Origin of the sequence: Acinetobacter schindleri CIP 107287 (assembly GCF_000368625.1) — a bacterium.
In the GTDB taxonomy this organism is placed as follows: domain Bacteria; phylum Pseudomonadota; class Gammaproteobacteria; order Pseudomonadales; family Moraxellaceae; genus Acinetobacter; species Acinetobacter schindleri.
Map to the genome: position 1 here is coordinate 840,518 of NZ_KB849575.1, position 25,653 is coordinate 866,170.

Below are 25,653 nucleotides of genomic sequence, written 5' to 3' on the forward strand. Positions count from 1 at the left end.
CCTCCCTTTGAAAAAGGGAGGAGCTACACGCTCATAAAAATACTTCGAGATGTAGAATTCCCTCTTTCATAAAGAGGGACTTAGGGAGATTATTGAAGTGATTTTAAAACTCCTGAGCAGAAATATGGACGCAATTATCATTGAAGGTTTGAAGGTTGAAACAGTAATTGGCTGTTTTGACTGGGAACGTCAGATTATTCAGCCTTTAATGCTGGACTTGGCTATTCAGACAGATTTGGAACAGGCATCCAATTCTGATGCCTTGGCAGATACACTAAATTACGCCGAGATCTGTGAAATTTCCGCACAGGTAATTCAGCAGGCACAGCCAGAATTGATTGAACATGCAGCAAAGTTAGTGCTAAACGCACTTTTTACTACCTTTACAGCAATTGAATCGATTAAGATTACTATTCGTAAGCCTGCCATTATCGCGCAAGCCAATTCTGTAGGGATACGTCTTGAACGCCACCGAAACGATATTCGCCTTAGCACTGGCGAGTAATTGTCATCCTCAGCAACATTTTCAAGCTGCACAACAATGCATTTCTACTTGGGGAGAAGTTCAATTCTCTCCCATCTATATTATTCCGTGTCGTGACGGGATTGGTGAGAATTACTGGAATTCAGCATGTCTATTACAGGTTGAAATGACAGTTGAAGAAATGCTTCAGCAGCTTAAACAGATGGAAGTGGATTCAGGACGAGTGCGTCCCTCACATCAGATCAGCTTGGATATCGATCTGATTGCCTGGGGCAGTGATTTAAGTCAAATGCAGTTTAATCCAAAAAAGTTACCGTTGGCTTTAGATGTCAAAATTCCAATGCATGAGATCTGGTCACATCCGGCATTCGAATATGACCATCAACTACATTACCCACAGGTTAAACTTAACGCAGTGCTATAAATCCTGATGCTAAACCTTGTGCAAAATAGGGTTTAGAAAGAGGAGTGGAAGCATATGCTGGTATATTAAACGAAGTTTTTTCTAGGGTTAAACCTTTAGCAGTTGTGCTGATGTGTAGCACATGTTTTGTCGGTCTAAAACGGAGTTGCAATCAGATTAGTCCCTTATAAAGCAAAAGATAAATGGTTTCATAAATTAGAAAATTGTCAGATATATATGCTGGGTTAACAACTGTCCGAAGAGAAGTGCGATGGTGATATTGGCTATATGTATGAACTGAAAATTAAACCGGAACGGATCAAATTCAATTAGTATGACATGAGACCTAGACGGGCAGGTTTATAATTTAAGCTTGGCTAATCAACGCATTTTTTATATTAAATAACAAGAATTGACTAAAACTGGTTAAAGAAAAGCGCGCCGATTATTTTTTCTTGTTATAAAAAATAATCAGTAGTACAGTAATGATCGCTAATATGACAAGAATTATAACTGTTTCCATAACATGACCTTAATGAATATTTTTATTTAAGCTTTTAAATTAGCCATAAAAGGATGGGAATGACCAGCAACCTTATCTATTTTATTAGCACTCCCGGAAAAAACAGGATATTTAAAGATAGTAAAATTATAACATCTATTATCAACCCTCTTCTTTAAGAAAATGTGACGGTCTATGAAGAGGTGAGCTAGAAACTCGCTTATCTATATGACCTATAAACGAATAACAGAGCTTAACTTTTTATATTTGTTACTAAAATTACCAATACAAATAATAATTTAGAGCAAATTTATTGTTGAGCTGGCGTCACGATAAAGAGAATAATCATGAAAGAAAAAAATGCAACTTATCCATGCTTGGTATGTGGAAAATATTATTCCTTAAAAAATCTTACCCCGATGGGAACGGTGAGAAAAGTCATTACCGAAGAGATTGCTAAAGATATTCCAGACTGGTCACCTGACCATTATATTTGCCAGACAGACTTGACCAAATATCGCATACAGTATGTTCATGCATTGTTAAAGTCTGAAAAGGGTGAAGTCACTAATCTTGAATATGAAGTGATCAAGAGCATGCGCCATCATGAGCTGATTACCAAAGATGTAGAAGCCTCCCTGGAGCAAAAGTGGACTTTTGGTGAAAGATTGGCTGATAAAATTGCTTCTTTTGGTGGAAACTGGTCATTTCTGATCTGTTTTACTATTTTTATTACCCTCTGGATCGGAATAAATACGATGGTTATCGTAACCAAACCGGTTGATCCTTATCCCTTTATTCTTTTAAATCTGATACTTTCCTGTATTGCAGCGATTCAGGCGCCGGTCATTATGATGAGCCAAAATCGGCAAGAAGCCAAAGACAGATTGCGTTCCCAAAATGATTATCAAATCAACCTCAAAGCTGAACTTGAAATCCAGCATTTACATGAAAAACTGGATCATCTTCTTCAGCATCAGTGGGAAAGACTGGCCCAGATACAGGAAATACAACTCGATCTGCTTTCCGAGATGAGTAAGAAGTATTAAGTATAGGAGCCTGAAACCTTTGTAGTATTTTGTGGATTGAATACTCATAGAAAAGCCCACGTCAATGTGGGCTTTTCTAGCTAAATGGTTAAATATAATAACTGGTCTTGGTCATTAATTTAGAAATGCCGGTCATGGCAATTTTGACCGGTAAAGGCAGATCTACACCACCCGCTGCTAATGCTGTATCACGGTGATGCAATTCATCTTCATTCATCTGTTCCAGAATACGGCGTGAACGCTCATCATGCGGTGGTAACTGGCTGATATGGTGTTGCAAATGCAGGCTGACCTGACGTTCTGTTTCAGCAACAAAGCCAAGGCTGTATTTGTCGCCAGCAATTCCGGCAATGGCACCCATACCAAAAGAAAGACCGTACCAAACCGGATTCAGCAAGCTGGTATGACTCTCTAATTCTTTTAAACGATCTTCACACCAAGCCAGATGATCCTGTTCCTCAATTGCTGCCTGTTCCATTTCACGACGGACATTTGGCAGTTTGGCGGTCATCGCCTGACCATGATAAAGCGCCTGTGCACAGACTTCACCACTGTGATTCACCCGCATCAGACCCGCAACATGACGAGCATCAGAAACCGCCAGTTGGCTATCAGTATTTTCAGCAGGATTAGTGCGCTGTGCAGAAGTCGTACCTGGGACAAGACTACGTAATGCCTGGTCAAAAGAATGAATGAGCTTATCGACACCTGTAAATTGACGCATGCATTAATCCTCCAATGATGCTTGTGCAGAGTTGATCATCGGTTTAAGGCGCAGTAATAACCATAAGGTAAATATGCCGCTTAAGACCGCTGTAATACAGAAAAGTATTTTAAGATCAAACTTTAAGACACTTAAAATAATAATCGAAAATATAGCAGAAGATACCATGAAAACTGCATTCAGAATGTTATTTGCTGCAACCACCCGTGCACGATGTGAGCGGGGAGAATGTGCCTGCATCATGGCGTACAGTGGAACAATATAAAAACCACCACTGATACCCAATAAGGTCACGGCAAACATGACATGGTAATAGCTCCAGCCCTGACGGAATACATCTGCCAGACCCAGCAGTTCGCCAGTACGCTCAGGTATAAAGGCCATGCTGACAGCCAGATAAATAGCAAAGACGGTCAGTCCAACTGCACCAATTGGCACCATACGAATGTTGACTTCAGTCCCACCTAATCTACGGCACAGATAAGATCCCAAGCCAATCCCGATCGAGAAGAAAGTCAGCAGTAAACTTGCAACATTTTCAGAAGCATGCAGGTTCTGCAGGGTCAGTTGTGGAATCTGGGTTAAATAGGTCGCGCCATAGAACCAGTACCAGGAGTTGCCAAGCAGAATCAGAAAGATCAAAGGCAGGCTTTTGGCATATTTCAGGGTTTGAAAACTGGTACGGAAAAAGTTCCAGTCAATTTGAATATCAGGTGCAGGAATGCTTTGCTTTAAAATAAAGCGGCTTGATAAATAACCGAGGATGGCAATAACCACTACGGTTAAGCTGATCCAGAGTAAATTGCCAGCCGATGCTGCAATCACCGCACCCCCCAGAATCATACCGAATAGGATCGCCAGGGAAGTTCCAGACTGAAAGAGTGCATTACCTGACATCAATTCCTCTTTCTTCAGCACTTCTGGCAAAATTGCATATTTAATCGGACCAAAGAAAGTCGATTGCGTCCCCATTAAGAACAGCGCAAACAGTAGAATCCATAGATTACCCATCAGGAAACCGATAGTACCGAGAATCATCACCACGATTTCCAAGATCTTTAAATAACGAATCAATTGGGAACGTTCATATTTATCGGCAATTTGTCCGGCAGTCGCAGAAAAAATAAAATAAGGCAAAATAAAGAGTAATGCAGCAAGATTATTTAAGGTGCTAATGCCCGCACTTTGCTGAATCCATCCATACGTAATGACCAGTAATAATGCCTGTTTAAATACATTATCATTTAACGCCCCGAAGAATTGCGTCAAAAACATGGGTAAAAAGCGACGAGAGCCTAACAAATGTTCGTTATTGTTCATATTGGACGTGCTACATTAAGATTTATTAAGAAATGTCAGTGATGCGTGAACATCTTGAAAAATCATGTAAGATACCTTTGACCACGGAAATGGCAAAATCCTATAGATTCAAGTTTCTTAGCTTATATTTTTCGGTCAAATAATCAATTAAAGAATGTATTTGTTTAGAGTTTGCTATGCCTGCAAAAATAAAATTTAAAGAAACGGTACTGAGTCAGAGCATGAGTCCACTCATATCTGCACCTACAGGCAGTTGCCTGTGCATGAGTATTTTCTTGATGATGTTGGCCCAACATGGCATGGCACAAACTCCAGAAACGGAAACACCCGTGGCAGTTTCACAGGCGGAAATGATTGATGAACTGTCTAAGCAGGCGGTGCAACAGGGTGTAGCTAATTCCGAAGACGAAGCTGCCGGGAAAATTGAACAGGCTTTGCAGCCAGAAAATGAAATAGACAGCCTGGAAATGCTGCAACAGCAGGAACAGCAAGGCGCACAGCTGGATGTATTTAAGCCGATTGAGTTTGAAGATTTAGAAGAATTACCGGTTCAACCGATTGATCAGGCGATGGCGGATGAAATTTACCGAGTGGCTGAGCAAGCCAAGCAGGAAGCACAAAGCTATCGCCAGACCCAGCAGACAGAAACCGTGGTTGCCGATATCAGCCAGCAGGAACTGGTGGAAATCAATCAGGCGCCAGTCAATGTTGATCAGCTGATGCAAAGTATTCAGTCTGACAGCCAGATCATTGTGCAGGCAAATGAAATAGGCAATACCTTGCCGGAAATTTCTCCACAGCAACTTACGCCGGCAGATGACAAGAAACCGAATATTTTTAAACGACTTTTTTATAAAATCCGTCCGCCACGCCAGATCATGACAGCTAGTGTGCCGCGGATTGATGCAGACGTGGTTATACGTAATGGTGAAAGCAGTACTCAAACGAGCAATGGATTAAGTTCGGCTGCACGTATACAGGCCTATGAAAACCTGGCAGAGAATATTGAAAATAAACTGTCGAGTTTCACTCAGGAATCCTTTAGCGATTTTCCATCTGCATTGCCACAATTACGTAGTCTGTCTAACCAGGCTGCTCAGGCAGTTGGCTTCTATAATACCGAATTCCGTTTTGAAAAAATTTCTGAATCACGCGTCAGGGTGCATGTAACTCCGAATGAGCCAGTCATCATTCAAAGCCAGAACCTGGAATTTACCGGTGCTGGTGCTGAGCAACCACAGTTCCAGGTCATTAGTGTATTGCCAGATCAGGAAGTGGGTGATGTGTTTAATCATGGTGAATATGAAAAAACCAAGGAGCGAATTGTCGAAGCAGCGAGTAATAACGGCTACTTCGATGCGCACTGGCGGCTGCATGATGTCAAGGTCGCACAGCCACAGAATACGGCAGAAGTAAATCTGCGTTATGAAACTGGCGATCCTTATAAACTTGGACCGGTGACCTTCCGGATGAGTGATCCGGATGAGGAATTCCCGCTAGATCCAGATATCTTGCAAAGTCTGGTGCCTTGGGAAGATGGTGCCGATTACCGTTTCTGGCGGGTAAACACACTAGCCAATAATCTGACCAACTCACGATATTTTAACTATACCCTGGTTGATGCGGTGAAACCGGACCCAGTCGAAGCGGAACTTGAACTGGCGCCTGATCTGCAGTTGCTGGTCGATCAGCAAAAAATCTCTGAAGGGGTTTTGGCCCAGGAGAAAAAAGCCGAGGCTTCTTCCAAGGAAGTTACCCAAAACGTGGTTGATGAAAGCCAGTTTGCTGGTAGCCGTGAGGAAGAAAACCTGGATGTACGCGCCATGCGTACTGCGCAGGAAACCAAGGCCAATGAGCAGGAACGTTTAAAAGCCCAAGCACGTGAAGAGAAAGAGATTCCGGTGATTGTGACTTTGAATGCTGACAAGAAAAACAGCGCTGAAGTCGGTCTAGGTTATGGAACCGATACTGGGACACGTCTACGGGGTCAGTACCGCCGTGCCATCGTTAACAAACGTGGACATTCTTTTGATGCCAACCTCGAGCTTTCAGGAATCCGTCAGTCTATTGATGGCCGCTATAATATTCCGTATAAACACCCGCTCAATGATTACATCAGTATTGTCGGTGGTTATGAGCGTGAAGAACGTGATGATGTTGCACAAGGCGATGGACTCTTGATCGAATCTGCCGTAATTGGTGCCGATCGTTATATTAAAAATCCACGAGGAAGCTGGCAGCATACTTATGGCGTGCGTTATCGTCTGGATCAATTGACTCAGGACGGTACTGTGAATGCCGATGATATTCCAGATGCTTTCCTGGTCAGTACTGCAGAAACCCAAGAGTCTTTATTATTCGGTTATGAAATCGCTCGTACCACCAGTGACCGTCGGGTAAACCCAACCAAAGGCTTTAGACAGACCTACAAGATTGAACTGGGAAGTGAGGCACTGTTATCCGATGCAGATATGGTCATTGCCAATGCTGGCTGGCGCTTTATCTATTCACTGGGTGAAAATGCTGATCATCAGTTTGTCGGTCGTGCCGATGCAGGCTATATTTTTACTGAAGATTTTACCAAAGTACCGTATAACTTAAGATATTTCACTGGCGGTGACCAAAGTATTCGTGGTTTTGATTATAAGAGTCTGTCACCAGAAATCGATGGCTTTAAAGTAGGTGGACAGGCCCTGGCCATTGGTTCCTTGGAATATAATTATCAATTCAGGGAAGGCTGGCGTGGGGCAGTATTTGCAGATGCTGGAAATGCCTATGACAAGGACTTTAGTAATCCGACTGAATATGGGGTAGGTCTTGGCGTGCGTTGGGCATCGCCAATTGGTCCGATTCGTATTGATGTGGCCTCAGGCATTTCGGATGATAACCATCCAATCCGCGTGCATTTCTTTATTGGCTCACAGCTATAAAACAAACTGATTAAAAATTTTAGATATTTGGGAAGAACATGGTCGAGAACCAGCAACCACAAGAAGCAGAGCCGGAAAATACGCCTTTACCTAAAAAGCGCCGTATTTTAAGAAGCATCTTACTGTCGGTGCTGTTTTCTATTCTATTTTTACTCGCGGCACTGGCGATCATGTTCTCGACGGATCGTGGCAGCAAGTTTTTACTGGATCAGGTACTGCAACGTCAGCAGATTATTCATTATGAATATGAAGGCGGTAATCTGTGGCGCGGGATTATTGTGCGCAATGTGCTGGTGACGCTCAAATCGGTTGATGTCAAAATTGACCGTGCCGATGTCATTCTAGGCTGGCGAGCAATTCTCAAACGGGAAATTCATTTAAATAATGCAGATATGCGCAATCTGCAGGTCATTAGCAAGAATCCGCCAAGTGATAAGCCGTTTTCTTATAATGATATTCGTTTGCCATTTGTGTTGCGGGTCGATCATCTGGATCTGGATCACCTGCTGATTAAAACACATAGTTCCTCAGTTGATTTTTATGATGTGGTGATTAATGAGGGACTCTGGTCGGGAACTAAGCTGACCTTCGAAAATTCGCGTATGAATATGGGCTATCTGTATGTTTATGATGCCACGGGTGATATGGACTTCCATGGTAAATATCCACTGAATGCGACCGGCGTACTGAATATTCCATCATTAAACAATAGCCTGAATATTCGTGATATTCGTATAGCAGCCCGAGGTACCTTAGAGACTATTGAAGCCGGTGTTGCTACCTATACGCCAGACTTGCTGACTGGCTGGGCCGTGATTCATCCGATGAATTCACATGTGCCGATGTTCGGTAAACTTAAATTTGAGCAGTATCACTGGCCAATATTAGAAGATCAGAAACTATTCTCCAAAGATGGTATGGCGGAATTTAATGGTGATATCAAAAAACTGAATATTAATCTCAATACAGACCTGAGCGGCAAGGATATTCCGGAAGGCCAGTACAATGCCATGATGCATACCGATCTGGTCAATCAGCTGAATATTACTGATTTTAATGGACAATTAATGAAAGGTTCAGTCAGTCTGGCAGGTATGGTCGGCTGGCATGATCAAGTGACCTGGGATGTGTCTGGCCGTGTGAATCGTCTTAATCCTAAAGATAAAGTGATTCCACAGGTCGTGCAGGACTTTCTGCCACCAAGTCTGGATGGAAATATCGCTTCTAAAGGCACATTGGAAAAAGGTTTACACCTGACAGCGCTGGTTGATTTCGATCGTTATGAAACTTGGAACATCAAGCTGGATCAGAACGAAGCGAAAAATAAAAAAGCCCAGCCGATGCTGATGAATGTGGCATGGAAGAATATCGACCGTGCAGTGCCTTATGTAGGCTGGTTAAAGAGCGAATCCGGAGATGTAAATCTGGCGCTAACCGAAGGTCAGCAGGACATCTTTGTGGCAACGCAGGTGGCTGCCCATGAGCAAGGTATGCTGCCAACAGGTATGTATCAGGCGAAACTGAATCTGAAGAATAACATTCTCAAAGTGCCGAGCTTCAATTATGCTGCGCAAAGTGGTGGCCTCACCGGTAACGCCGTAGTAGAGCTGCCGGATAAAAAACGCCAGTTAAAATGGAGCGCTGTGCTAAATGCCAAGGATCTGAATACGCAAGCACTGGCAGCGGCATCACCAGTCGATCGCCTCAATGGTCGCGTTACAGCGAGTGGTTATGCCAAGCCAAATCAGCAGATTATCAACTTAAAAGCGATCGATCTGACAGGACGCCTTGCTGGTCAAAATGAGACAGTGCGACTGACCGGTAGCAGTACGGCAGCATTGTTATTCCATGATGAAAAACGGGGCGGTGGCTTCAAGGGCTATGCAGTAAATTATGATGGCAATTTAAATGCCAGCCAGTTCGCTGCAAGTAAAGGTCTACTCAAATTCAAGGTATCCGGTACACCTGAATTATTGAAAATCAATGAATTCAGGCATGATGGTATTGCGGGCAAGATCAATGCCAGTGGTCTGGTGAATCTGGCGAATGGTTTTGGCTGGGATATCAATGCTTCACTGGTTCGCTTTAAGCCACAATATTTTGCGTCCAGTGTCAAAGGTGAGCTATCGGGAAATGTGAAAACCCGTGGCGTATGGTCAGATGCGTTGAAACGTATTCAGATTGAACGTCTTAATCTTGCCGGAATACTGAATAACAAGCCGGTACGTGGTAGAGGTAATCTGTCGATGATTATTGATAACAAACAGAGCGGATTTGTACCACAGCAGTTTGAAGCCAATAATCTGTTCCTGTCTTATGCCAGTAACCAGATTCAGGCAACCGGTAATGCACAGAATCTTCAACTCAAGGTGAATGCGCCAGCGCTCTATGAGTTATATCCAGGACTGCGTGGTCGTGCATATGGTTATATCAATATGCAGGCGCAGCCACGTTTGCGTGCTTCAACCAACCTTGCAGTCGATGATTTTGCCTTTAATAATCTGTTTAGCGTGCAGAAAATCCGGGTACAAGGCCAGTTGCCGACTTCACAAAGCACACCAACCCTGCTCACCGCAACCATGGATAACCTGCGTAGTGGTAATCGTCAGATTACCCGCGGTGAAATATCTCTAGCTGGGACACGTGCAGCGCATATCTTAAAAGTTCAGGCAGAAAACAAACTGACCAAGTTTTATGTACAGTTGGCCGGTGGTTTTAATGCACAAAACAATTGGCTGGGGCAGATCCAAAATGGTGATTTCGATTCTCTGCGTACGCGTCTGGTACAGCGTCAGAATGCTTCTGTAATCTATAACACAGCACAGTCAGATCTGTTTGTCGGTGCGCATTGCTGGATGAGCCAGCAAAGTCAGTTGTGCTTTGACCGGCCAATACGTGTCAACAAGACACGTGGTAGTGTCTCATTCCAGACCCAGAACCTGGATCTTAATGATTTTAGTGCGTTCATGCCTGAAGGGCTGGCAATTACCGGTAAGGTCAATGGCTACGCGCGTGCAACATGGGCGCAAGGTGCGAAACCGAAGATTGATGCGCGACTTGTCACCCGAAATGGTGTGGTGGGGCTAGCTGCTGAAGATCCGCAATATCTAGGGCAGACCCTGAAATATGATGAAGTCGGATTGGTCGCGAAAAGTGTTGCAGATGGCTTGCAAATTCGTCTGGATGTGAAAACACCGGATATCGGAACGGGATATGCCAATGTCATTATTGATCCATATCGTGACAGTAAACCGATGCGTGGTGAAGTCGCTTTTAACGAAGTACAGCTAAAAGTATTCAAGCCATTTATTCAGGATGTGCGTACGCTGGAAGGCACCTTATCTTATGCGGGTAAGATCGGCGGTACACTAACCCAGCCATTATTAAACGGTGAGATTCGCGTAAAAGATGGGGCGATCAGTATGATTTCCCTGCCAGTGAATCTGACCAATGTGCAACTGTATTCATCTGTACGTCAGGATTCTGCGACAATTAATGGTGCATTTAACAGTGGTCGTGGTGTAGGCCGCTTGACTGGTTTGGTGGACTGGAAAAACGATCCACGTGTTCAGTTACGTCTCAAAGGTGAAAATCTGCTGATACGCCAGGCACCACTGATTACAGCTGTCGTCACGCCAGATTTGGCTTTGGACCTTTATCCATTTAACAAGAAACTCAGTCTGAATGGTTCAATAGAAGTTCCACGTGCTTTGATTTCTATGCCGGAAGCGTCTAAACCAGTTGTTAATATTTCTTCAGATGTCCGTATTGTACAGGAAGGTCAGGATCAGCTGGCAATTCTAAAATCAGCACGTCCATGGGATATTCGTGCTGATGTTGCGGTGTCACTGGGTAACCAGGTGATCTTCCAGGGCTTTGATAGCCGTATTCCATTGATTGGACGGGTCAACCTGTCTCAACGTGGTCTGGAAACAGCGATGCGTGCCAATGGTGCGATTGGTGTGTCCCAGCGGGTAAAAATCGAAGCGTATGGTCAAAGTCTGGATCTGAACCGTGCCATTGCCCGTTTTAACGGTCCATTGTCTAATCCGACCCTGGATGTTGATGCCAACAAATCTGTTCAGGGTAGTGTCGTAGGTGTACGTGTTACCGGTACAGCCTCAAGTCCTGCGATTCAGGTGTATAACGATGCCGGCTTGTCTGAACAGGAAGCATTAAATGCCTTGATCACTGGCCGGATCAATGAAGGTAGTTCAGCATTAAGCCAGTCTGAAAGTTTCAGGTCTGATGTTAACAATACCATTGCCGCTGCGGGGATCAGTTTGGGTCTAGGTGGTACACGGGCATTGACCAATCAGATTGGTCGTACTTTCGGTTTGAGCGGCCTGGCATTGGATGCACAGGGTACAGGCGATGATACCCAGGTATCAGTCACTGGTTATATTACGCCAGACCTGTATATTCGCTATGGTGTAGGTGTCTTTACCCCAGTGAATAAACTGACTTTGCGTTATCAGATGAATCAGCGTCTATATCTGGAAGCGAGTCAGTCTCTCGAACGAGCCATCGACTTGTTCTATAATTGGCGTTTCTAAAAGAAAAAAAGCCCTTCAAGTGAGGGCTTTTTTTAATTGTGGAGTTGAAGCAACTCTTGTCTTTTTAAAATGATAAAGATGTATAACATTTCTAGCCTTGATGTTGGGTTCCAATCTGTCATATCTATGGGTTAAGCATATTGAGTAAAGGAACACATATGACCAATCTATCAGAGCAATCAGATAAAGATGTTACGCCACATAAAGAATCCAACGATGACAAGGGCAATCAGGCTTCTTATAAGAATGTTAAGCCTGAGAAAAAACCCAATGCAGAGCCTGAAAATCCGCTAAGAGAGCAAAAATAGACTGTTCTCATCTAAAAAAGCCTTCTTCATGAAGGCTTTTTATATTCGAAAAATAGCCTAAGTTATATTTTAAACCTTATTACTTGCTCTAAAAAATAAACATAATAGGAGATAAAACTTAAATTTTATTCCTTAAAAGTGTCATCTAATGCTTGCTGTACTGCATCGACACGTGTTTTACAGGCTTTATAGGCTGCCATGGATTCCTCAACAATCTTCATCAGATTATCAATATCCGGTTCCTGCTGGGCATCCAATAATTCCGCATTTCGTTTCAGAATTTCATAGCCTTCTTTAAAGCTTAAAGTATTGTCATTATTCATGTGGATTTACCTGTGTGATATTGGCTGCAAAAGTTCCATCCTGCATTTCGACCTGCACCTCACTTTCAAGTTCATGGACAGAACGCACAGCATGACCTTGTTGACGGACGATGGCATAGCCTTTGGAAAGTACTGTTTTCGGATTCTGGATCAGCGTTTCACGTAACAAGGCTTCAATCTGTTGTTGTGCAATTCGGGTTTGCTGACGAGCCAAATTGCCGATATTGGATTTCAATTGGGTAACTTCTTTGAAAGCATCCGAGACTTTGGCATTGGCAATACTTTGAATCAATGTCATCAATTGATCATTCTGGTTTTGATAGGCCTGAATCTGCTGCCGGGAACTACGCTGAATAATTTGCAGATTGGTAATGACATCCTGCACACGCTCCACAATGTGATTGCGAATCCCAGCGATGACTTTACTCGGGGTATCATAGGAACGATGTGCAATTTCATCCAGAATGGTCCTGTCTTTTTCATGACCAATACCAACCCAGATTGGCACACTACGCTTACACAGTAGGGCAGCCAGTTCATAATCATTCAGGTAGGCCAGATCATTGACTGCACCACCACCGCGGATAATCACGATTAAATCAGGCGCCGTTGTGTAATCTTCTGCCCACTGTTTCAGCCCTTGTGCCAGGCTTTGGCGAATACTTTGTGGTGCAGTATTTCCCTGAAAAGTCGCCGAGTGATAAACAAACTCGCATACCTGTGCATCCGCTAGTGCATCTGCATCCTTTTTAAAGTCACCTAAACCAGCAGCATTTTCAGGAGCAATCACCAGAATCCGGTTTAGGTCGAATGGTGTTGGTAATTGCCGGTTGCGTTCAATCAAACCTTCTGCCGTGAGTCGTTGTACGATTTCCTGATAACGTCGGGCGATATCACCGAGGGTATAACTGGAATCTATTTCAACGATATTCAGGGAAAAGCCATATTGCGGATCAAAACTGGCTTTGACCTTAATCAGAACATTTAAATCACGACTTAACTCAATCCCAGTTTCCCGTTCAAACGGGGTCACAATTTTCTGTGCAGCAAATTTCCAGATGGTGGCACGGCAACTGGCAATCACCTGATCATTGTCAGGATCTTTTTCTGCCAGTTCCAGATAGTAATGACCTGCCTTGATATTCAGGTTGCGTATCTCTGCCTTGACCCATACCGGTGTATCGAAGGTGAGTTTAATCACCTCCTGCACGGTAGAGAGATATTCCTTGAGCGAGAATTGGGGATCTTGCATAGCCGCAGAAAAGTTTAAAATTCAAGCAAATTTTAGCTTAAACCTGCATATCACTCAAACCAGATTACTAAGTATTCTTGTGGCTTAATTGCAGCAGGGCAATATAAAAGCATCATAATTTATCGCTGATAGTAGCTTCAGCATTGATTTACATACATTTAGATAAACTTTCTTGAGTATGACTATGTTAAATTAAGTCGGAATGGTCCTTTAGAAGAAGATCGCCAATGAAAAGAATCATGTATCTGGGCATGTTGATCGCCGTATTAACAGGATGTGCAGCACAGCAACCAGAAGAAACACCGCGTATTGGCATGCCGAATCCTGCCAGTGCTTATTGTGTGGATCAAGGTGGGAAGCTTGATATCCATAATGAAGTGGATGGTCAGGTGGCCTATTGCCATCTGCCAGATGGTAAAGTGGTGGAGGAGTGGGCATTGTATCGTAGCAATCAGGACATCTGCCTGTCTGAAGCAGCACATAATCTGATCGGTCAGTCTGGTCTGAGTGAAGCGCAAATCAAAGCCAAAACCAAAGCTAAAATTGTGCGTATGATACAACCGGGACAAGCAGTAACTATGGATTTCCGTGAAGACCGTGTTACGGTCACCGTAGATCCAAAAACTGGAAAAATTGTTCAGTCCAGCTGCGGCTAAATCATTTTGACAACAAAGCCCTGTAGAGGGCTTTTTTGTTGCAGCCGGACTTGGCAAATTAAATGACAAATGCGCTGTGATCTTTTATATTGCCCTGCGTAAGGAGAAGTTCATGAAAAAGTTATTTGCTTTATCTGTTTTGGTGGCTTTGGCTGGCTGTGCCGAAAAGAAACCACTCACCCCTGAAGAGCAGTGGCAAGGTTATTGTCGTAGTGTGGGCAATGCTGCACGCAGTATCATGCTGGACCGTCAAAATGGCATTGAGAAAGAAAAAGCTGTTGAACATGCCAGCAAGGTTGAAGATGAAACTACCAAAGCATTCGTCATGACCATTATTGATGACGTTTATAAAATGCCATTGGATGAAATCACCAAAGATGTGAAAGAATCGCGTGAAAAAATCCGTGCTGAATATACTGAAAAATGTATTGCAACACCGCATGACGAATTGCCAGATTATAAACCGTTCTAAGGAACGGTTTTTTTATAGCTTTGCCATATTCAAATTATTTTATGCAAGCGTGAAGAAGTTATTTATCTAATACTAATTTCTTATAAAAATAGCCTAAGCGGCTTGTACAATTTGTGACAAATTCTAAATCTAAAATATAGCAATACTTATCTAAATATCGAATAATGAAAATATCTCCAAAATAATTAAAAAGGAGCAGCATTATGAACGTTGTGGGATACTTACATCATGCAGACCTGTTGCTCGAAGATGAACAGGGCATGGCGATCATTGGTGGTGGAAACTACGTGCTGAGCGTTGGTGATAAAGTCAGTTTAAAACGTATTCTTGATCAAAATAAAAAACTCTATCTGGTCGATATTTCCTTTGCCAGTAACAATCATAACGGCACCTACGAAGACCAGTGTGTACTCAAATTTGAAGGCTGTCGTGATGCATTTAACCAATATTTGAGCACAAGCACAGTACACTAAGGTGGAGTATCTTTTTTCTTATAACTCAGGCAACATTCGTGTTGCCTTTTTTATAAGTGAAATTCAGCTAAAAGTGCTCAATTAGAGCTTAATTTATGCAAGAAAACAGATTTTTGACTATCAAATAATCATTATGCACATCATTTATTTACAAAATAATGAGCATCACAAAGAAACACTTTACTTGCATTAACTTTTAACTGGAATTTTAGTAAAATTTGAGAGTCCATATTATTTGTGAAGCTCTATAAAGTAGGAATTCACAGATAATTTTTTAAAAAAGAGGAATAAACCGTGCTAGAAGCTTACCGCCAACACGTTGAAGAACGTGCCGCACTCGGAGTCCCACCGAAGCCACTTGACGATGCTCAAACTGCTGCATTAGTTGAATTATTAAAAAATCCACCAGCGGGTGAAGAAGCATACCTAGTTGACTTGCTTGAAAACCGTGTTCCTGCAGGTGTTGACCAAGCTGCATACGTAAAAGCTGCGTTCTTAGCTGCATTGGCAAAAGGCGAAGCGACTTCTCCACTAGTTTCTAAAGAACGTGCGGTTTACTTACTGGGCACTATGCTTGGTGGTTATAACGTTGCTCCTTTAGTAGAACTTTTAGACGACGCTGCACTAGGTGAACTTGCTGCAGAAGCGTTGAAGAAAACTCTTCTTGTATTTGATGCGTTCCATGACGTTGCCGACAAAGCACGTGCAGGCAATGCAAATGCGAAAGCAGTTCTTCAATCTTGGGCTGACGCTGAATGGTTCACAAACCGTAAAGACGTTCCTGAAGAAATCAAACTGACAGTTTTCAAAGTAACTGGCGAAACGAATACTGATGACCTGTCTCCAGCACAAGACGCTTGGAGCCGTCCAGACATTCCATTGCACGCAAATGCAATGTTGAAAAACGTACGTGATGGCATCAACCCAGAAGTTCCTGGTGAAGTTGGGCCATTAAACCAGATCAAAGAATTGATCGCGAAAGGCAACCAGGTTGCTTACGTAGGTGACGTTGTTGGCACAGGTTCTTCTCGTAAGTCTGCTACTAACTCTGTACTTTGGTTCTTCGGTGACGAAATTCCGCACATTCCGAACAAGAAAGAAGGCGGTTACTGCTTAGGTTCTAAAATTGCTCCGATTTTCTTCAACACGATGGAAGATGCTGGTGCATTACCAGTTGAAATCGATGTAGCAAACATGAACATGGGCGATGAAATCACGCTTAAGATCGACAAAGCTGCTGCTAAAGTAACTGCGTTCAAAGACGGTGCTCAAATCGCTGAAGCTGATCTTAAAACTCCAGTACTTCTAGACGAAGTTCGCGCTGGCGGCCGTATCAACCTGATCATTGGTCGTGGTTTGACTACTAAAGCACGTGAAGAATTAGGTCTTCCTGCTTCTACATTGTTCCGTACACCAGTACAACCTGCTGCAACTGGCAAAGGCTTTACGCTTGCTCAGAAGATGGTTGGTCGTGCTTGTGGTCTTCCAGAAGGTCAAGGTGTTGTTCCAGGTACATACTGTGAACCACGTATGACAACTGTTGGTTCTCAAGATACAACTGGTCCGATGACTCGTGACGAACTTAAAGATTTGGCTTGCCTCGGCTTCTCTGCTGACTTGGTAATGCAATCTTTCTGTCACACAGCTGCGTATCCAAAACCAGTTGACGTTCAAATGCAACACACGCTTCCTGATTTCATCATGAACCGTGGTGGTGTTTCTCTACGTCCAGGTGACGGTATTATCCACTCTTGGTTAAACCGTATGCTTCTTCCAGATACAGTAGGTACTGGTGGTGACTCGCATACTCGTTTCCCAATTGGTATTTCATTCCCGGCGGGTTCTGGTCTGGTAGCGTTTGCTGCAGCAACTGGTGTTATGCCACTTGACATGCCAGAGTCTGTTCTTGTGAAGTTCAAAGGTAAAATGCAACCTGGTATCACTCTACGTGACCTAGTACATGCGATTCCTTACGTAGCGATCCAAGAAGGTGACCTGACTGTAGAGAAGAAAGGTAAGAAAAACATCTTCTCTGGCCGTATCCTTGAGATCGACCTGACAGAAATGGAAACTGATCTGACTGTTGAGCAGGCATTCGAACTTTCTGATGCTTCTGCTGAACGTTCTGCGGCTGGTTGTGCGATCACGCTTTCTGAAGAGAAAGTTGCTGAATACCTGCGTTCTAACATCACTATGCTGAAGTGGATGATTTCACAAGGCTATGGCGATGCTCGTACTATGGCGCGCCGTGTTGAGAACATGGAAAAATGGTTGGAAAATCCATCACTTCTTAAAGCTGATGCTGATGCTGAATACACTAAAGTGTACGAAATCGACCTTTCTACGATTACTGAACCAGTTCTTTGCTGCCCGAATGACCCAGATGATGCAAAACTTCTTTCTGACGTTCAAGGCGTGAAAATTGATGAAGTATTCATCGGCTCTTGTATGACTAACATTGGTCACTTCCGTGCAGCTGGTAAACTTCTAGACAAAGTTCCTGGCGGTTCTTTATCTACTCGTCTATGGTTGGCTCCTCCAACTCGTATGGATGAACACCAGTTGATGGAAGAAGGTTTCTACAATACTTATGGTAAAGCTGGCGCTCGTACAGAAATGCCAGGCTGTTCACTATGTATGGGTAACCAGGCACGTGTAGCACCGAACACAACTTGTGTATCGACTTCTACTCGTAACTTCCCGAACCGTCTAGGTCAAGGTGCGAACGTTTATCTAGCATCTGCTGAGCTTGCATCTGTTGCTGCTGTATTGGGTAAATTACCTTCTCCAGAAGAATACCAGCAGTACGCTGCTCAAATCGACAGCATGTCAGCTGACATCTACCAATACTTGAACTTCGACAAGATGAGCGAGTATACAGATGCTGCTAAAGACATCGATACTAAGAAAATTGCTGCTGCTCAATTGGCTTAATTGATCAAACGGTAGTTTAAAAATAAGGGTCGAGAAATCGGCCTTTATTTTTTTTCTAGGTTACTTATATGTTGTTTTTATATAATTGAATGCTAAACTAAAATAGTTCTCTATACATTTGATTCAGATATGAAAATCGAAATTCGTAATTTAGGTGCAATTAAACATATAGTACTAGAACCAAAACCTTTAACTATAATAACGGGAAAAAATAATAGCGGTAAAACTTATGCTATGTATACCTTATGGGCATTAGCTTCTTTAGCTGACAGAATAGGGTTTAAATGTGTTGAGACACATGCAATAACACTTCGGCAAGTGGGTATTATTGAATTTAATTTAGAAAATTTTCTTAATGAAAATTGGAATGATTTGATTTCAAAAATTAATAGTTCTATACCGGAATTAGTAGCGAAGACTTTTAATGTTGAGTCTCGATTTTTTAAAGATTCTAAAATATCAATAACTTATCCCTTTGAAGATTTTAAAAATAATTTTTTTAATACTTTTAGTTTAGACTGCATTGATCTAGATAGAAATGGTATATTTGAAGTTATTTATAGTCAAAAAACTAAAATTATAATGGTGAAGAACAACTTTATATCAAGAGAGTTTCCAATATTTTTATTTAAAGATTATCTTAGTACTATTATTGCTAAAACAATTCTTAGTCCATTAGCTAAAAAATCATTTTTAATGCCAACTGAGCGTGCTGGTTTAAATTTATTCTTTAATGATTTAAATACTCAGAAGAAAAATATAAATAAATATTTGCATAGTCATGGAGGATTGGATGAGAAGGATTTGGATTCTATTCTAAATAGAACTTATTATTCTCGCCCCATAGAGGCATATATTGATTTTCTTTTTGATCAGGAATTTGATCATAAGGTTAAAAGTACTTTTTTGTCTAGTTCATTGCCATATTTAAATGAATTTATCCCTGTTACTTTTAGAAAGGAAAAAGGGCATATTTACTTTCAAGATAATAAAGGTAATGAAATATCTTTGCATTTAGCTTCTTCTGCTATTAAAGCAAATTTAGCATTATGGGTATATCTAAATAATATGGCGGCTTATAATGATTTATTAATGATCGATGAGCCTGAAATAAACTTACACCCTGATGCTCAAAGGCATATGGCTCGATTTATAGCATTCTTAGTTAATAAAGGTATTAAAGTTGCAATTAGTACTCATAGTGATTATTTTATTAGAGAGTTGAATTCATTAATAATGTTAAATAATGATTTTTCTAATAAAAAAGAGACTATGTCTAAATATGGATATTTGAGTAGAGATAAATTAAGTTGTGATCAATTAGTTGCATATTGCTTTGAGAATGGAAATGCAACTATGTTACCAATGGAATCAATGTATGGGGTACAAGTTGATACTTTCGACAATGTAATTAATTCAATGAATGAGGCTTACTCTTTAATTCAATTTCAATTAGATAGTGAATAATAGGTAATTACATTGAACGTTAAAGATCTAATTAATAATTTTCAACAAATTATAAATCCCAAATATGTTAAAAACCTTAATAGGAATTTTATCCTTATTGAGGAGAATAATGAGGGTGGAATTTTAAAATCCCATGAATTAAAAATTCAAGGAAATATTACCAATTTTACATATTCATTAGATTCAAAATGCATTGATACAGGGCAAAATTTAAATCCCTTTGATATCTTTAAAACTTCAACTGCAAATATATGCTCAAAAAATGATTTAACTATTATTTATCCAGATCAAGATAATAGTATTCTGAAAGTTTTTATTTTAGAAATGAAGTCATTTAATTCCTCTGGGGCTGCTCATCAAATTCGATCAGGCAAAAATTTTCTCGATTATTTAATATTGCAGCATAACTTGAATTTTACTCATCTACCTTATAAGGTGGAAGTTTATGGAATCTTAGCTAAAAAACCTAAATCAGTACAAAAAACAACTACAAGTGTTAAAACTCGCCAATTTAATTTTATATGCAAAGAATATAAAGGATATAAAATACCTACACTTGAATGGAATGTTGATGAACTCTTACCATTACCCCATGTAATTAATAATATGAAAGTGTGTGAACTAAATTGATTAGTTAATTTGACAATTTTTATTTTTAAAAGGCTGAATTGGCCGTGTAACTTATGTACAAAAAAGTATGGAAAAATTATGCAGTTTCATTTATTAAATTTATATAAGTCATATTAATTCACTGGCTAATTCTAATTTAATATTTGACTTATACCATGTTTAATTGAAATATGATTCAGTAATTTAAAAATGCAATGACCTCACAATCCCGATTCCTTTGTATTGGCGGTTTCTTAAATGGAACTCAAGTTAAAGACCAAGGCGATAGTTTCGTGTGTATCGAAAATGGTAAATAGGTGACTTACCATAAAAAGGAAATCTTCCATCAAGACGCTTGGGATCATGATTACTATGTCTGTGAAACCACCACAGACCAGCAAGCACACAATTGGGTTTATGATATTCCATCGTATTTATTGAATCTATTTAGGACATAAATTAAACAATTACTAGAAACAATAACTTGCATAACATTTCTAAAATTGATTTTTCATACTGTTTTCCTAAAACTGTATGAAAATAAAGCTAATAGGGAATGTTATGAATTATGAAATCGATGCCTTTGGCACCTTGGTGATTGCAGTATTTTTTCTTTTTATTGGGCGGTATCTGGTTAGTAAAATTAGCTTCTTTAGAAACTATAACTTACCTGAGCCTGTAATCGGCGGTCTAATCGCAGCGATTACAGCTTTTATTCTCTATAAATTTTTTAATATCAGTGCCACATTTGACTCAGAAATTCAAACCATTCTGATGCTGATGTTCTTTACCTCTGTTGGTTTAAGTGCAGACTTTACAAAGCTCAAAGAAGGTGGGAAATCACTGCTGATCTTTCTGGTCTGTGTCATTCTATTTGTAGTTGTACAAAATGCGGTTGGCATGAGTTTAGCCACAGCACTTGGGCTTGATCCATTGATTGGTCTGATTGTCGGTTCTGTTACCTTAACGGGTGGACATGGTACTGCCGGTGCTTGGGGTGAAGTGCTTGAAACTCAATATGGAATACAGGGGGCAATTGTCCTCGGAATGGCAAGCGCTACTTTTGGTTTGATTATTGGTGGACTTGTGGGCGGTCCGGTTGCCAAATTCTTGATTAAACGCAATCAATTGGCAGAGACAGTAGCGCAAGAGACCAATGAGCAACAACTCGATACTAGCATCAACACCGCACCCTTCGAATATCCAAAGAAAACCCGGTTGATTACAGCCAGTAATGCAGTGTCGACTTTGGGGATGTTTGCACTATGTATTTTTGTTGCGAATGAAATGACAGAGATTAGTCAAGGACGATGGTTCGAACTGCCGACCTTTGTCTGGGCCTTAGGGACAGGGGTGATTGTACGTAACTTCCTGGAGCATGTACTGAAAGTCGATATCTTCGACCGTGCTATTGATGTATTCGGAAATGCGTCATTATCCCTGTATTTATCTATGGCTTTACTGTCACTGCAACTCTGGTTACTGGCCGATTTGGCAGGCCCGCTCATTACCATTTTGTTTGCGCAGACAGCGGTACTGATTTTATTTACCGCAATTGTGACCTTTAGAATCATGGGAAAAAATTACGATGCAGCCGTTTTGGTAGCGGGGCATTGTGGTTTTGGTATGGGAGCAACACCAACTGCGATTGCCAATATTCAGGCGGTCACCAATAGTTATGGTCCATCACATAAAGCATTTTTGATCGTACCGCTGTGTGGTGCATTTTTTATTGATATTGTGAATGCTGTGGTGATTCAGAGCATCATTGCATTTTTCGGATAAATTTTAATACGACTTTAAAATCATATAGACATGAAAAAGCCCCATGGTTAGGGGCTAGTCGTATGCACATCTGAGGCACATACTGTAAGAGGCTCATCTCATACTGTAAGCATTAAAACATAAATCTCCAGTAAAAGATAATGAAACATCAACTGTTTAAAATTATTCAATGTAAGAACATCATTTTAATTTAAGTTTGTTCAAACTATAAAATTCAATTTAAATACTTTAGCTTAATATTGAAAATGCTTTCTACATTCTCTGCCAGCAAAGGTTCGGATACTGAGCCGTACCAATTTCAATCAAAAGGTTGAGAGAGATTATATTTCTAAAATTTAAATGAAAAGAATTGCTTTTAAATTAAACAATAACATCAAAAGTTTGCTATACAAAGCCTGACCGAGTTCTTAGAATAGCGGCTATTTTTCAATCTTAAAGCGCATTGATGCCAACCCAAGAACAGCTTTTATCCGTCATTCATACCCAAACAGAAATTATAAAACTAGGCCATGATCTGAATGCAGTCATGACACTAATTGCAGATAAAATTCAACAGATTACTGGTGCTCAAGGTGCTGTGGTGGAATTGGATGAAGGCGAAGATATGGTCTATCGCGCAGTGTCGGGCGGGGCAGCACATTTATTGGGTTTACGCCTTGCAAGAGAGAATAGCTTGTCCGGCTTATGTATCGCAGAAAACCGTATTTTATATTGTGAAGATTGTGAAAATGATCCACGGGTAGATCGTCAAGCCTGTCATCGAGTTGGCCTACGCTCTATGGCAGTCGTGCCTTTAATTCATGCCCATGAAGTGGTCGGTGTACTTAAAATCTATTCTGATCAAGTTGCAGCATTTAAACTTCGTGATTTAAAGTTATTAAGCTTGATGTCCGAAACATTTGCCGCAGCGATGTATCATGCCACCAAATTTGATGCACAAGTATTATATAAAATGGCAACTCAAGACAGCCTAACCGGACTTGCCAATCGGGCATTATTTTTAGATTGTCTACGGCAACGCATGAGCCTGGCGGAACGGCAACAGCAATCACTAAACGTTTGTATGCTGGATATGGATAGACTGAAATCGATTAATGATCAGTATGGGCATCGAGTAGGAGATGCAGCATTAAAAGAAATTGCAACACGACTAAAAGCAACACTAGACGATGAGGTTGTCATAGCTCGGCTGGGTGGGGATGAGTTTGCACTTATTTTAGACATGAATACTGACCGAAATCAGGCTCTATTAACGATGCAAGATATTTCTCAAGCCTGTGATGCAGTTTTTAATTTTGAAGAAATGAGCTTACAGATTGGTTTAAGTATCGGGCTGTCAGTTTATCCTGAAGACGGTGTGGAAATTGAGACATTATTAGAGTGTGCCGATTTACGCATGTATGCGCAAAAACACCAACGTAAGCAACAGGGCATAAATAAAAACCATCAGGTCGGGTTACAGGCCTGATGGGATAAATCAACAAGTTGAAAAAGCATCAGATTGAAGCCATTTCCCGCTCAATCACAGGCCATAAATTCTGATGGCTACGTTTAAACATCAACATATGACCAATCGCTTTATGTCCAAAAGAGGAAGGTTTAAGTTCTTTATGACTGGTTTGGGCGTTTGGATATAAACGGATCAAATCTTTGACATTGGCTTCGGTCGCAATTTCATCATCCGAACTCCACAGCACCGTAATCGGGCAGGTGATCTGTTCATGATGATTTGCTGTTTTTGCAACTGTCTTGCCAATCGCATTGAGGACATAACCCGGCTTGCTACAGAACTGTGCCCACTGTTTAGCTACATCTTTAGGCAGGTTTTCCCCCATACCAATCTTGCTGGTCGGTCCATAACCCAGTGTAAAACGTGACAGTGGAAAAATTACATCAAACATCACAGGAGCGAGTAATTTGGTTCGACCTTTTAAGCCTTTCACATGACCGGTTGAGCCAGATACAGCTATGACTTTGGCTACTTTGTCATAGTTCGGTACGATCCCGAGTAACTGCCCACCAGCACTATGACCGACCAAAATGACTTGTTCAGCTTTGGTTCTATCTCTCAAAGCATCAATCGCAGCGGGAATATCTAACTGTCCCCATTGCACGATGCTGGCTTTAGATTTTTTTAAAGGACCATTCAGGGACTGACCAATACCGCGAAAGTCAAAACACAATACATCATATCCTTGTGCCTGAAGCCACACATTAAAACTGTGATAGAACTGTGCTGTAATTCCGGTCGCCGGGCAGATTAGTATAGGTAAAGCTTTTCGGCTAGCTGCATTAGCGGCATAAAAACGTGCTGTCAATGGATAGCCATCCTTGCACTTAATGGTCAATGTTTTAAATTCGGACATGCACTACACTATATTTTTGGGATCATTATCAAGAATTAATCTACACCAGTTCCGGGCAGGAGCGGTTTTAAAACATGACTAAAAAGTCAAAATAATGAACATAATGGAATTAGGATATGCAGCTAATCGAGCTTAGTCTGGCAGTTAAACTGGCAATTTTATTTAGTGGAATTTTCTTATGGGTAGGGATGTTGACAGGAGTGTGGAAATATCTGCAGATCCGCAATTCAGCCCAGTCACGGGCACATTATTATGTCGATATTGCCCATCGTAGCAGCTTGTTGTATGCACCAGCCACACTAATTCTTGCGGTATTGGCTTATTATTCTCAATTTTCAGAAACTATAAATCTGATCTGTGTAGTATTGAATCTTGCTTTTTTCAGCTTCTCAATTGGGGCTTATATTCTGCATGGCGTGCTGAAAGACACCACCAACCAATTCAAAAAACCGCATCAATTGGGCAAGGTTCAGTTACCGGGCATATTAATGACTTTGGCGATGATCGGGTTAATTGTGGCAGAACTAGGTGGAACAGGAATCTTACTTTGGGGCGCAACACAGGGGCTGTTTTAGATTATTTTTATTCTGATTGGAAGGAGAAATACTTGAATTGGACTTTTCTTTTTCTTCTACCACATGGATGAGTGGCCAAGTCATCCATGTGGTTCAACATCAAGGTTAATTAGCGATATTTCTGGTCAATGACCACCCATAGGTAAAATGCAGCCGAGACGATCAGCGCATACGCTAAATACTCTGGCTTTAAATTGCCTTGAATTACGCAGTGAACGATTAAAGTCAACATTAGCGCAAAGGTAGTGCTTAGAAACACCACAAGGTTAGAATTGGCTTTAAGAGCGTCAATGAAGACTTGCTTTTTGAAATGTACTGATAACATCTCCATCCCTCCTATTTTTAGTGTTATTGATGTCCAAAACTGAGTGGATTGATCAGAATTGAACATACAGTTGTACTTCGAATACCAGAACTTTTCAATAGCTCCGGATGACTGTTCTGGTGAAATACAGCAACTTTAGT

General features: G+C 41.2%; 21 protein-coding genes and 1 pseudogene. 16 read left to right on the forward strand and 6 right to left on the reverse strand.

What is annotated here, in order from left to right; all coding sequences use genetic code 11:
* Positions 1 to 124 precede the first annotated feature (124 nt).
* The 3 genes from folB to F955_RS07220 all read left to right on the forward strand — a co-directional run bounded on the left by folB (position 125) and on the right by F955_RS07220 (position 2,438).
* Entirely contained in the window at positions 125 to 505 is a 381-nt protein-coding gene (gene folB, locus F955_RS07210; protein WP_004892964.1) for a dihydroneopterin aldolase, read from the forward strand.
* Complete coding sequence (locus F955_RS07215) at positions 462 to 908, forward strand: 2-amino-4-hydroxy-6-hydroxymethyldihydropteridine diphosphokinase (RefSeq protein ID WP_004892965.1); 447 nt, start codon at positions 462 to 464, stop codon at positions 906 to 908. The genes folB and F955_RS07215 overlap by 44 nt, the downstream gene beginning before the upstream one ends.
* Before the next feature lie 828 nt (positions 909 to 1,736).
* Positions 1,737 to 2,438, forward strand: a complete 702-nt coding sequence (locus F955_RS07220) for a DUF1003 domain-containing protein (RefSeq protein WP_004892968.1) — start codon at positions 1,737 to 1,739, stop codon at positions 2,436 to 2,438.
* A gap of 88 nt (positions 2,439 to 2,526) precedes the next feature.
* On the opposite strand, the gene coq7 is transcribed toward F955_RS07220, so the two are convergent.
* Both coq7 and F955_RS07230 read right to left on the reverse strand, forming a co-directional pair.
* Complete coding sequence (gene coq7, locus F955_RS07225; RefSeq protein ID WP_004815744.1) at positions 2,527 to 3,162, reverse strand: 2-polyprenyl-3-methyl-6-methoxy-1,4-benzoquinone monooxygenase; 636 nt, start codon at positions 3,160 to 3,162, stop codon at positions 2,527 to 2,529.
* Between the two features lie 3 nt (positions 3,163 to 3,165).
* Positions 3,166 to 4,482, reverse strand: coding sequence for an MFS transporter (locus tag F955_RS07230; RefSeq protein WP_004892970.1), 1,317 nt, complete (start codon positions 4,480 to 4,482; stop codon positions 3,166 to 3,168).
* 176 nt (positions 4,483 to 4,658) lie between these two features.
* Between F955_RS07230 and F955_RS07235 the strand changes: the two genes are divergently transcribed.
* The 3 genes from F955_RS07235 (at position 4,659) to F955_RS16710 (ending at position 12,276) form a co-directional block, all read left to right on the forward strand.
* Positions 4,659 to 7,412: an autotransporter assembly complex protein TamA gene (locus F955_RS07235; protein WP_004892972.1), complete on the forward strand. Its 2,754-nt coding sequence runs from the start codon at positions 4,659 to 4,661 to the stop codon at positions 7,410 to 7,412.
* A 38-nt stretch (positions 7,413 to 7,450) separates the two neighbouring features.
* A complete protein-coding gene (locus F955_RS07240) occupies positions 7,451 to 11,968 on the forward strand; it encodes a translocation/assembly module TamB domain-containing protein (protein ID WP_004892977.1) in 4,518 nt (1,505 codons plus the stop codon).
* A 158-nt stretch (positions 11,969 to 12,126) separates the two neighbouring features.
* Complete coding sequence (locus tag F955_RS16710; protein ID WP_004892982.1) at positions 12,127 to 12,276, forward strand: hypothetical protein; 150 nt, start codon at positions 12,127 to 12,129, stop codon at positions 12,274 to 12,276.
* A gap of 125 nt (positions 12,277 to 12,401) precedes the next feature.
* Here the strand turns inward: F955_RS16710 and xseB are convergent, their stop codons facing one another.
* Positions 12,402 to 12,599, reverse strand: coding sequence for an exodeoxyribonuclease VII small subunit (gene xseB, locus F955_RS07245; RefSeq protein WP_004892985.1), 198 nt, complete (start codon positions 12,597 to 12,599; stop codon positions 12,402 to 12,404).
* Complete coding sequence (gene xseA / locus F955_RS07250) at positions 12,592 to 13,851, reverse strand: exodeoxyribonuclease VII large subunit (protein ID WP_004892988.1); 1,260 nt, start codon at positions 13,849 to 13,851, stop codon at positions 12,592 to 12,594. Before xseA ends, xseB begins: the two co-directional genes overlap by 8 nt.
* A gap of 227 nt (positions 13,852 to 14,078) precedes the next feature.
* Here xseA and F955_RS07255 point away from each other — a divergent pair, with 227 nt between their 5' ends.
* The 9 genes and pseudogenes from F955_RS07255 (at position 14,079) to F955_RS07290 (ending at position 23,715) form a co-directional block, all read left to right on the forward strand.
* Entirely contained in the window at positions 14,079 to 14,507 is a 429-nt protein-coding gene (locus tag F955_RS07255) for an I78 family peptidase inhibitor (protein WP_004892989.1), read from the forward strand.
* A 112-nt stretch (positions 14,508 to 14,619) separates the two neighbouring features.
* Positions 14,620 to 14,979: a hypothetical protein gene (locus F955_RS07260; protein ID WP_004892990.1), complete on the forward strand. Its 360-nt coding sequence runs from the start codon at positions 14,620 to 14,622 to the stop codon at positions 14,977 to 14,979.
* Positions 14,980 to 15,182: 203 nt separating this feature from the next.
* On the forward strand, positions 15,183 to 15,452 hold the full coding sequence (locus tag F955_RS07265) for a hypothetical protein (RefSeq protein ID WP_004815762.1): 270 nt from the start codon (positions 15,183 to 15,185) through the stop codon (positions 15,450 to 15,452).
* Positions 15,453 to 15,746: 294 nt separating this feature from the next.
* Complete coding sequence (locus F955_RS07270) at positions 15,747 to 18,386, forward strand: bifunctional aconitate hydratase 2/2-methylisocitrate dehydratase (protein ID WP_004892994.1); 2,640 nt, start codon at positions 15,747 to 15,749, stop codon at positions 18,384 to 18,386.
* 129 nt (positions 18,387 to 18,515) lie between these two features.
* Positions 18,516 to 19,853, forward strand: a complete 1,338-nt coding sequence (locus F955_RS07275) for an ATP-binding protein (protein WP_004892997.1) — start codon at positions 18,516 to 18,518, stop codon at positions 19,851 to 19,853.
* 12 nt (positions 19,854 to 19,865) lie between these two features.
* A complete protein-coding gene (locus tag F955_RS07280; RefSeq protein WP_004893002.1) occupies positions 19,866 to 20,483 on the forward strand; it encodes a hypothetical protein in 618 nt (205 codons plus the stop codon).
* A gap of 194 nt (positions 20,484 to 20,677) precedes the next feature.
* A pseudogene (locus tag F955_RS16830) lies at positions 20,678 to 20,920 on the forward strand (hypothetical protein).
* Between the two features lie 103 nt (positions 20,921 to 21,023).
* A complete protein-coding gene (gene gltS / locus F955_RS07285; RefSeq protein WP_004893004.1) occupies positions 21,024 to 22,247 on the forward strand; it encodes a sodium/glutamate symporter in 1,224 nt (407 codons plus the stop codon).
* A gap of 445 nt (positions 22,248 to 22,692) precedes the next feature.
* Positions 22,693 to 23,715 (forward strand): sensor domain-containing diguanylate cyclase, encoded by a 1,023-nt coding sequence (locus F955_RS07290; RefSeq protein ID WP_004893006.1) that lies wholly within the window; start codon positions 22,693 to 22,695, stop codon positions 23,713 to 23,715.
* A gap of 28 nt (positions 23,716 to 23,743) precedes the next feature.
* On the opposite strand, the gene F955_RS07295 is transcribed toward F955_RS07290, so the two are convergent.
* Positions 23,744 to 24,613, reverse strand: coding sequence for an alpha/beta hydrolase family protein (locus tag F955_RS07295; RefSeq protein WP_004893013.1), 870 nt, complete (start codon positions 24,611 to 24,613; stop codon positions 23,744 to 23,746).
* 116 nt (positions 24,614 to 24,729) lie between these two features.
* Here F955_RS07295 and F955_RS07300 point away from each other — a divergent pair, with 116 nt between their 5' ends.
* Complete coding sequence (locus F955_RS07300; protein ID WP_004893015.1) at positions 24,730 to 25,188, forward strand: hypothetical protein; 459 nt, start codon at positions 24,730 to 24,732, stop codon at positions 25,186 to 25,188.
* A gap of 109 nt (positions 25,189 to 25,297) precedes the next feature.
* Here F955_RS07300 and F955_RS07305 read toward each other — a convergent pair whose 3' ends face one another.
* Entirely contained in the window at positions 25,298 to 25,513 is a 216-nt protein-coding gene (locus F955_RS07305) for a hypothetical protein (protein WP_004893017.1), read from the reverse strand.
* Positions 25,514 to 25,653: the final 140 nt, after the last annotated feature.

Bases quoted from the DNA above. Each gene is read 5' to 3' on its own strand.
- folB (WP_004892964.1), top strand. From the start codon at position 125: ATGGACGCAATTATCATTGAAGGTTTGAAGGTTGAAACAGTAATTGGC.
- F955_RS07220 (WP_004892968.1), top strand. From the start codon at position 1,737: ATGAAAGAAAAAAATGCAACTTATCCATGCTTGGTATGTGGAAAATAT.
- coq7 (WP_004815744.1), bottom strand. From the start codon at position 3,162: ATGCGTCAATTTACAGGTGTCGATAAGCTCATTCATTCTTTTGACCAG.
- F955_RS07230 (WP_004892970.1), bottom strand. From the start codon at position 4,482: ATGAACAATAACGAACATTTGTTAGGCTCTCGTCGCTTTTTACCCATG.
- F955_RS07235 (WP_004892972.1), top strand. From the start codon at position 4,659: ATGCCTGCAAAAATAAAATTTAAAGAAACGGTACTGAGTCAGAGCATG.
- F955_RS07240 (WP_004892977.1), top strand. From the start codon at position 7,451: ATGGTCGAGAACCAGCAACCACAAGAAGCAGAGCCGGAAAATACGCCT.
- F955_RS16710 (WP_004892982.1), top strand. From the start codon at position 12,127: ATGACCAATCTATCAGAGCAATCAGATAAAGATGTTACGCCACATAAA.
- xseB (WP_004892985.1), bottom strand. From the start codon at position 12,599: ATGAATAATGACAATACTTTAAGCTTTAAAGAAGGCTATGAAATTCTG.
- xseA (WP_004892988.1), bottom strand. From the start codon at position 13,851: ATGCAAGATCCCCAATTCTCGCTCAAGGAATATCTCTCTACCGTGCAG.
- F955_RS07255 (WP_004892989.1), top strand. From the start codon at position 14,079: ATGAAAAGAATCATGTATCTGGGCATGTTGATCGCCGTATTAACAGGA.
- F955_RS07260 (WP_004892990.1), top strand. From the start codon at position 14,620: ATGAAAAAGTTATTTGCTTTATCTGTTTTGGTGGCTTTGGCTGGCTGT.
- F955_RS07265 (WP_004815762.1), top strand. From the start codon at position 15,183: ATGAACGTTGTGGGATACTTACATCATGCAGACCTGTTGCTCGAAGAT.
- F955_RS07275 (WP_004892997.1), top strand. From the start codon at position 18,516: ATGAAAATCGAAATTCGTAATTTAGGTGCAATTAAACATATAGTACTA.
- gltS (WP_004893004.1), top strand. From the start codon at position 21,024: ATGAATTATGAAATCGATGCCTTTGGCACCTTGGTGATTGCAGTATTT.
- F955_RS07290 (WP_004893006.1), top strand. From the start codon at position 22,693: ATGCCAACCCAAGAACAGCTTTTATCCGTCATTCATACCCAAACAGAA.
- F955_RS07295 (WP_004893013.1), bottom strand. From the start codon at position 24,613: ATGTCCGAATTTAAAACATTGACCATTAAGTGCAAGGATGGCTATCCA.
- F955_RS07300 (WP_004893015.1), top strand. From the start codon at position 24,730: ATGCAGCTAATCGAGCTTAGTCTGGCAGTTAAACTGGCAATTTTATTT.
- F955_RS07305 (WP_004893017.1), bottom strand. From the start codon at position 25,513: ATGTTATCAGTACATTTCAAAAAGCAAGTCTTCATTGACGCTCTTAAA.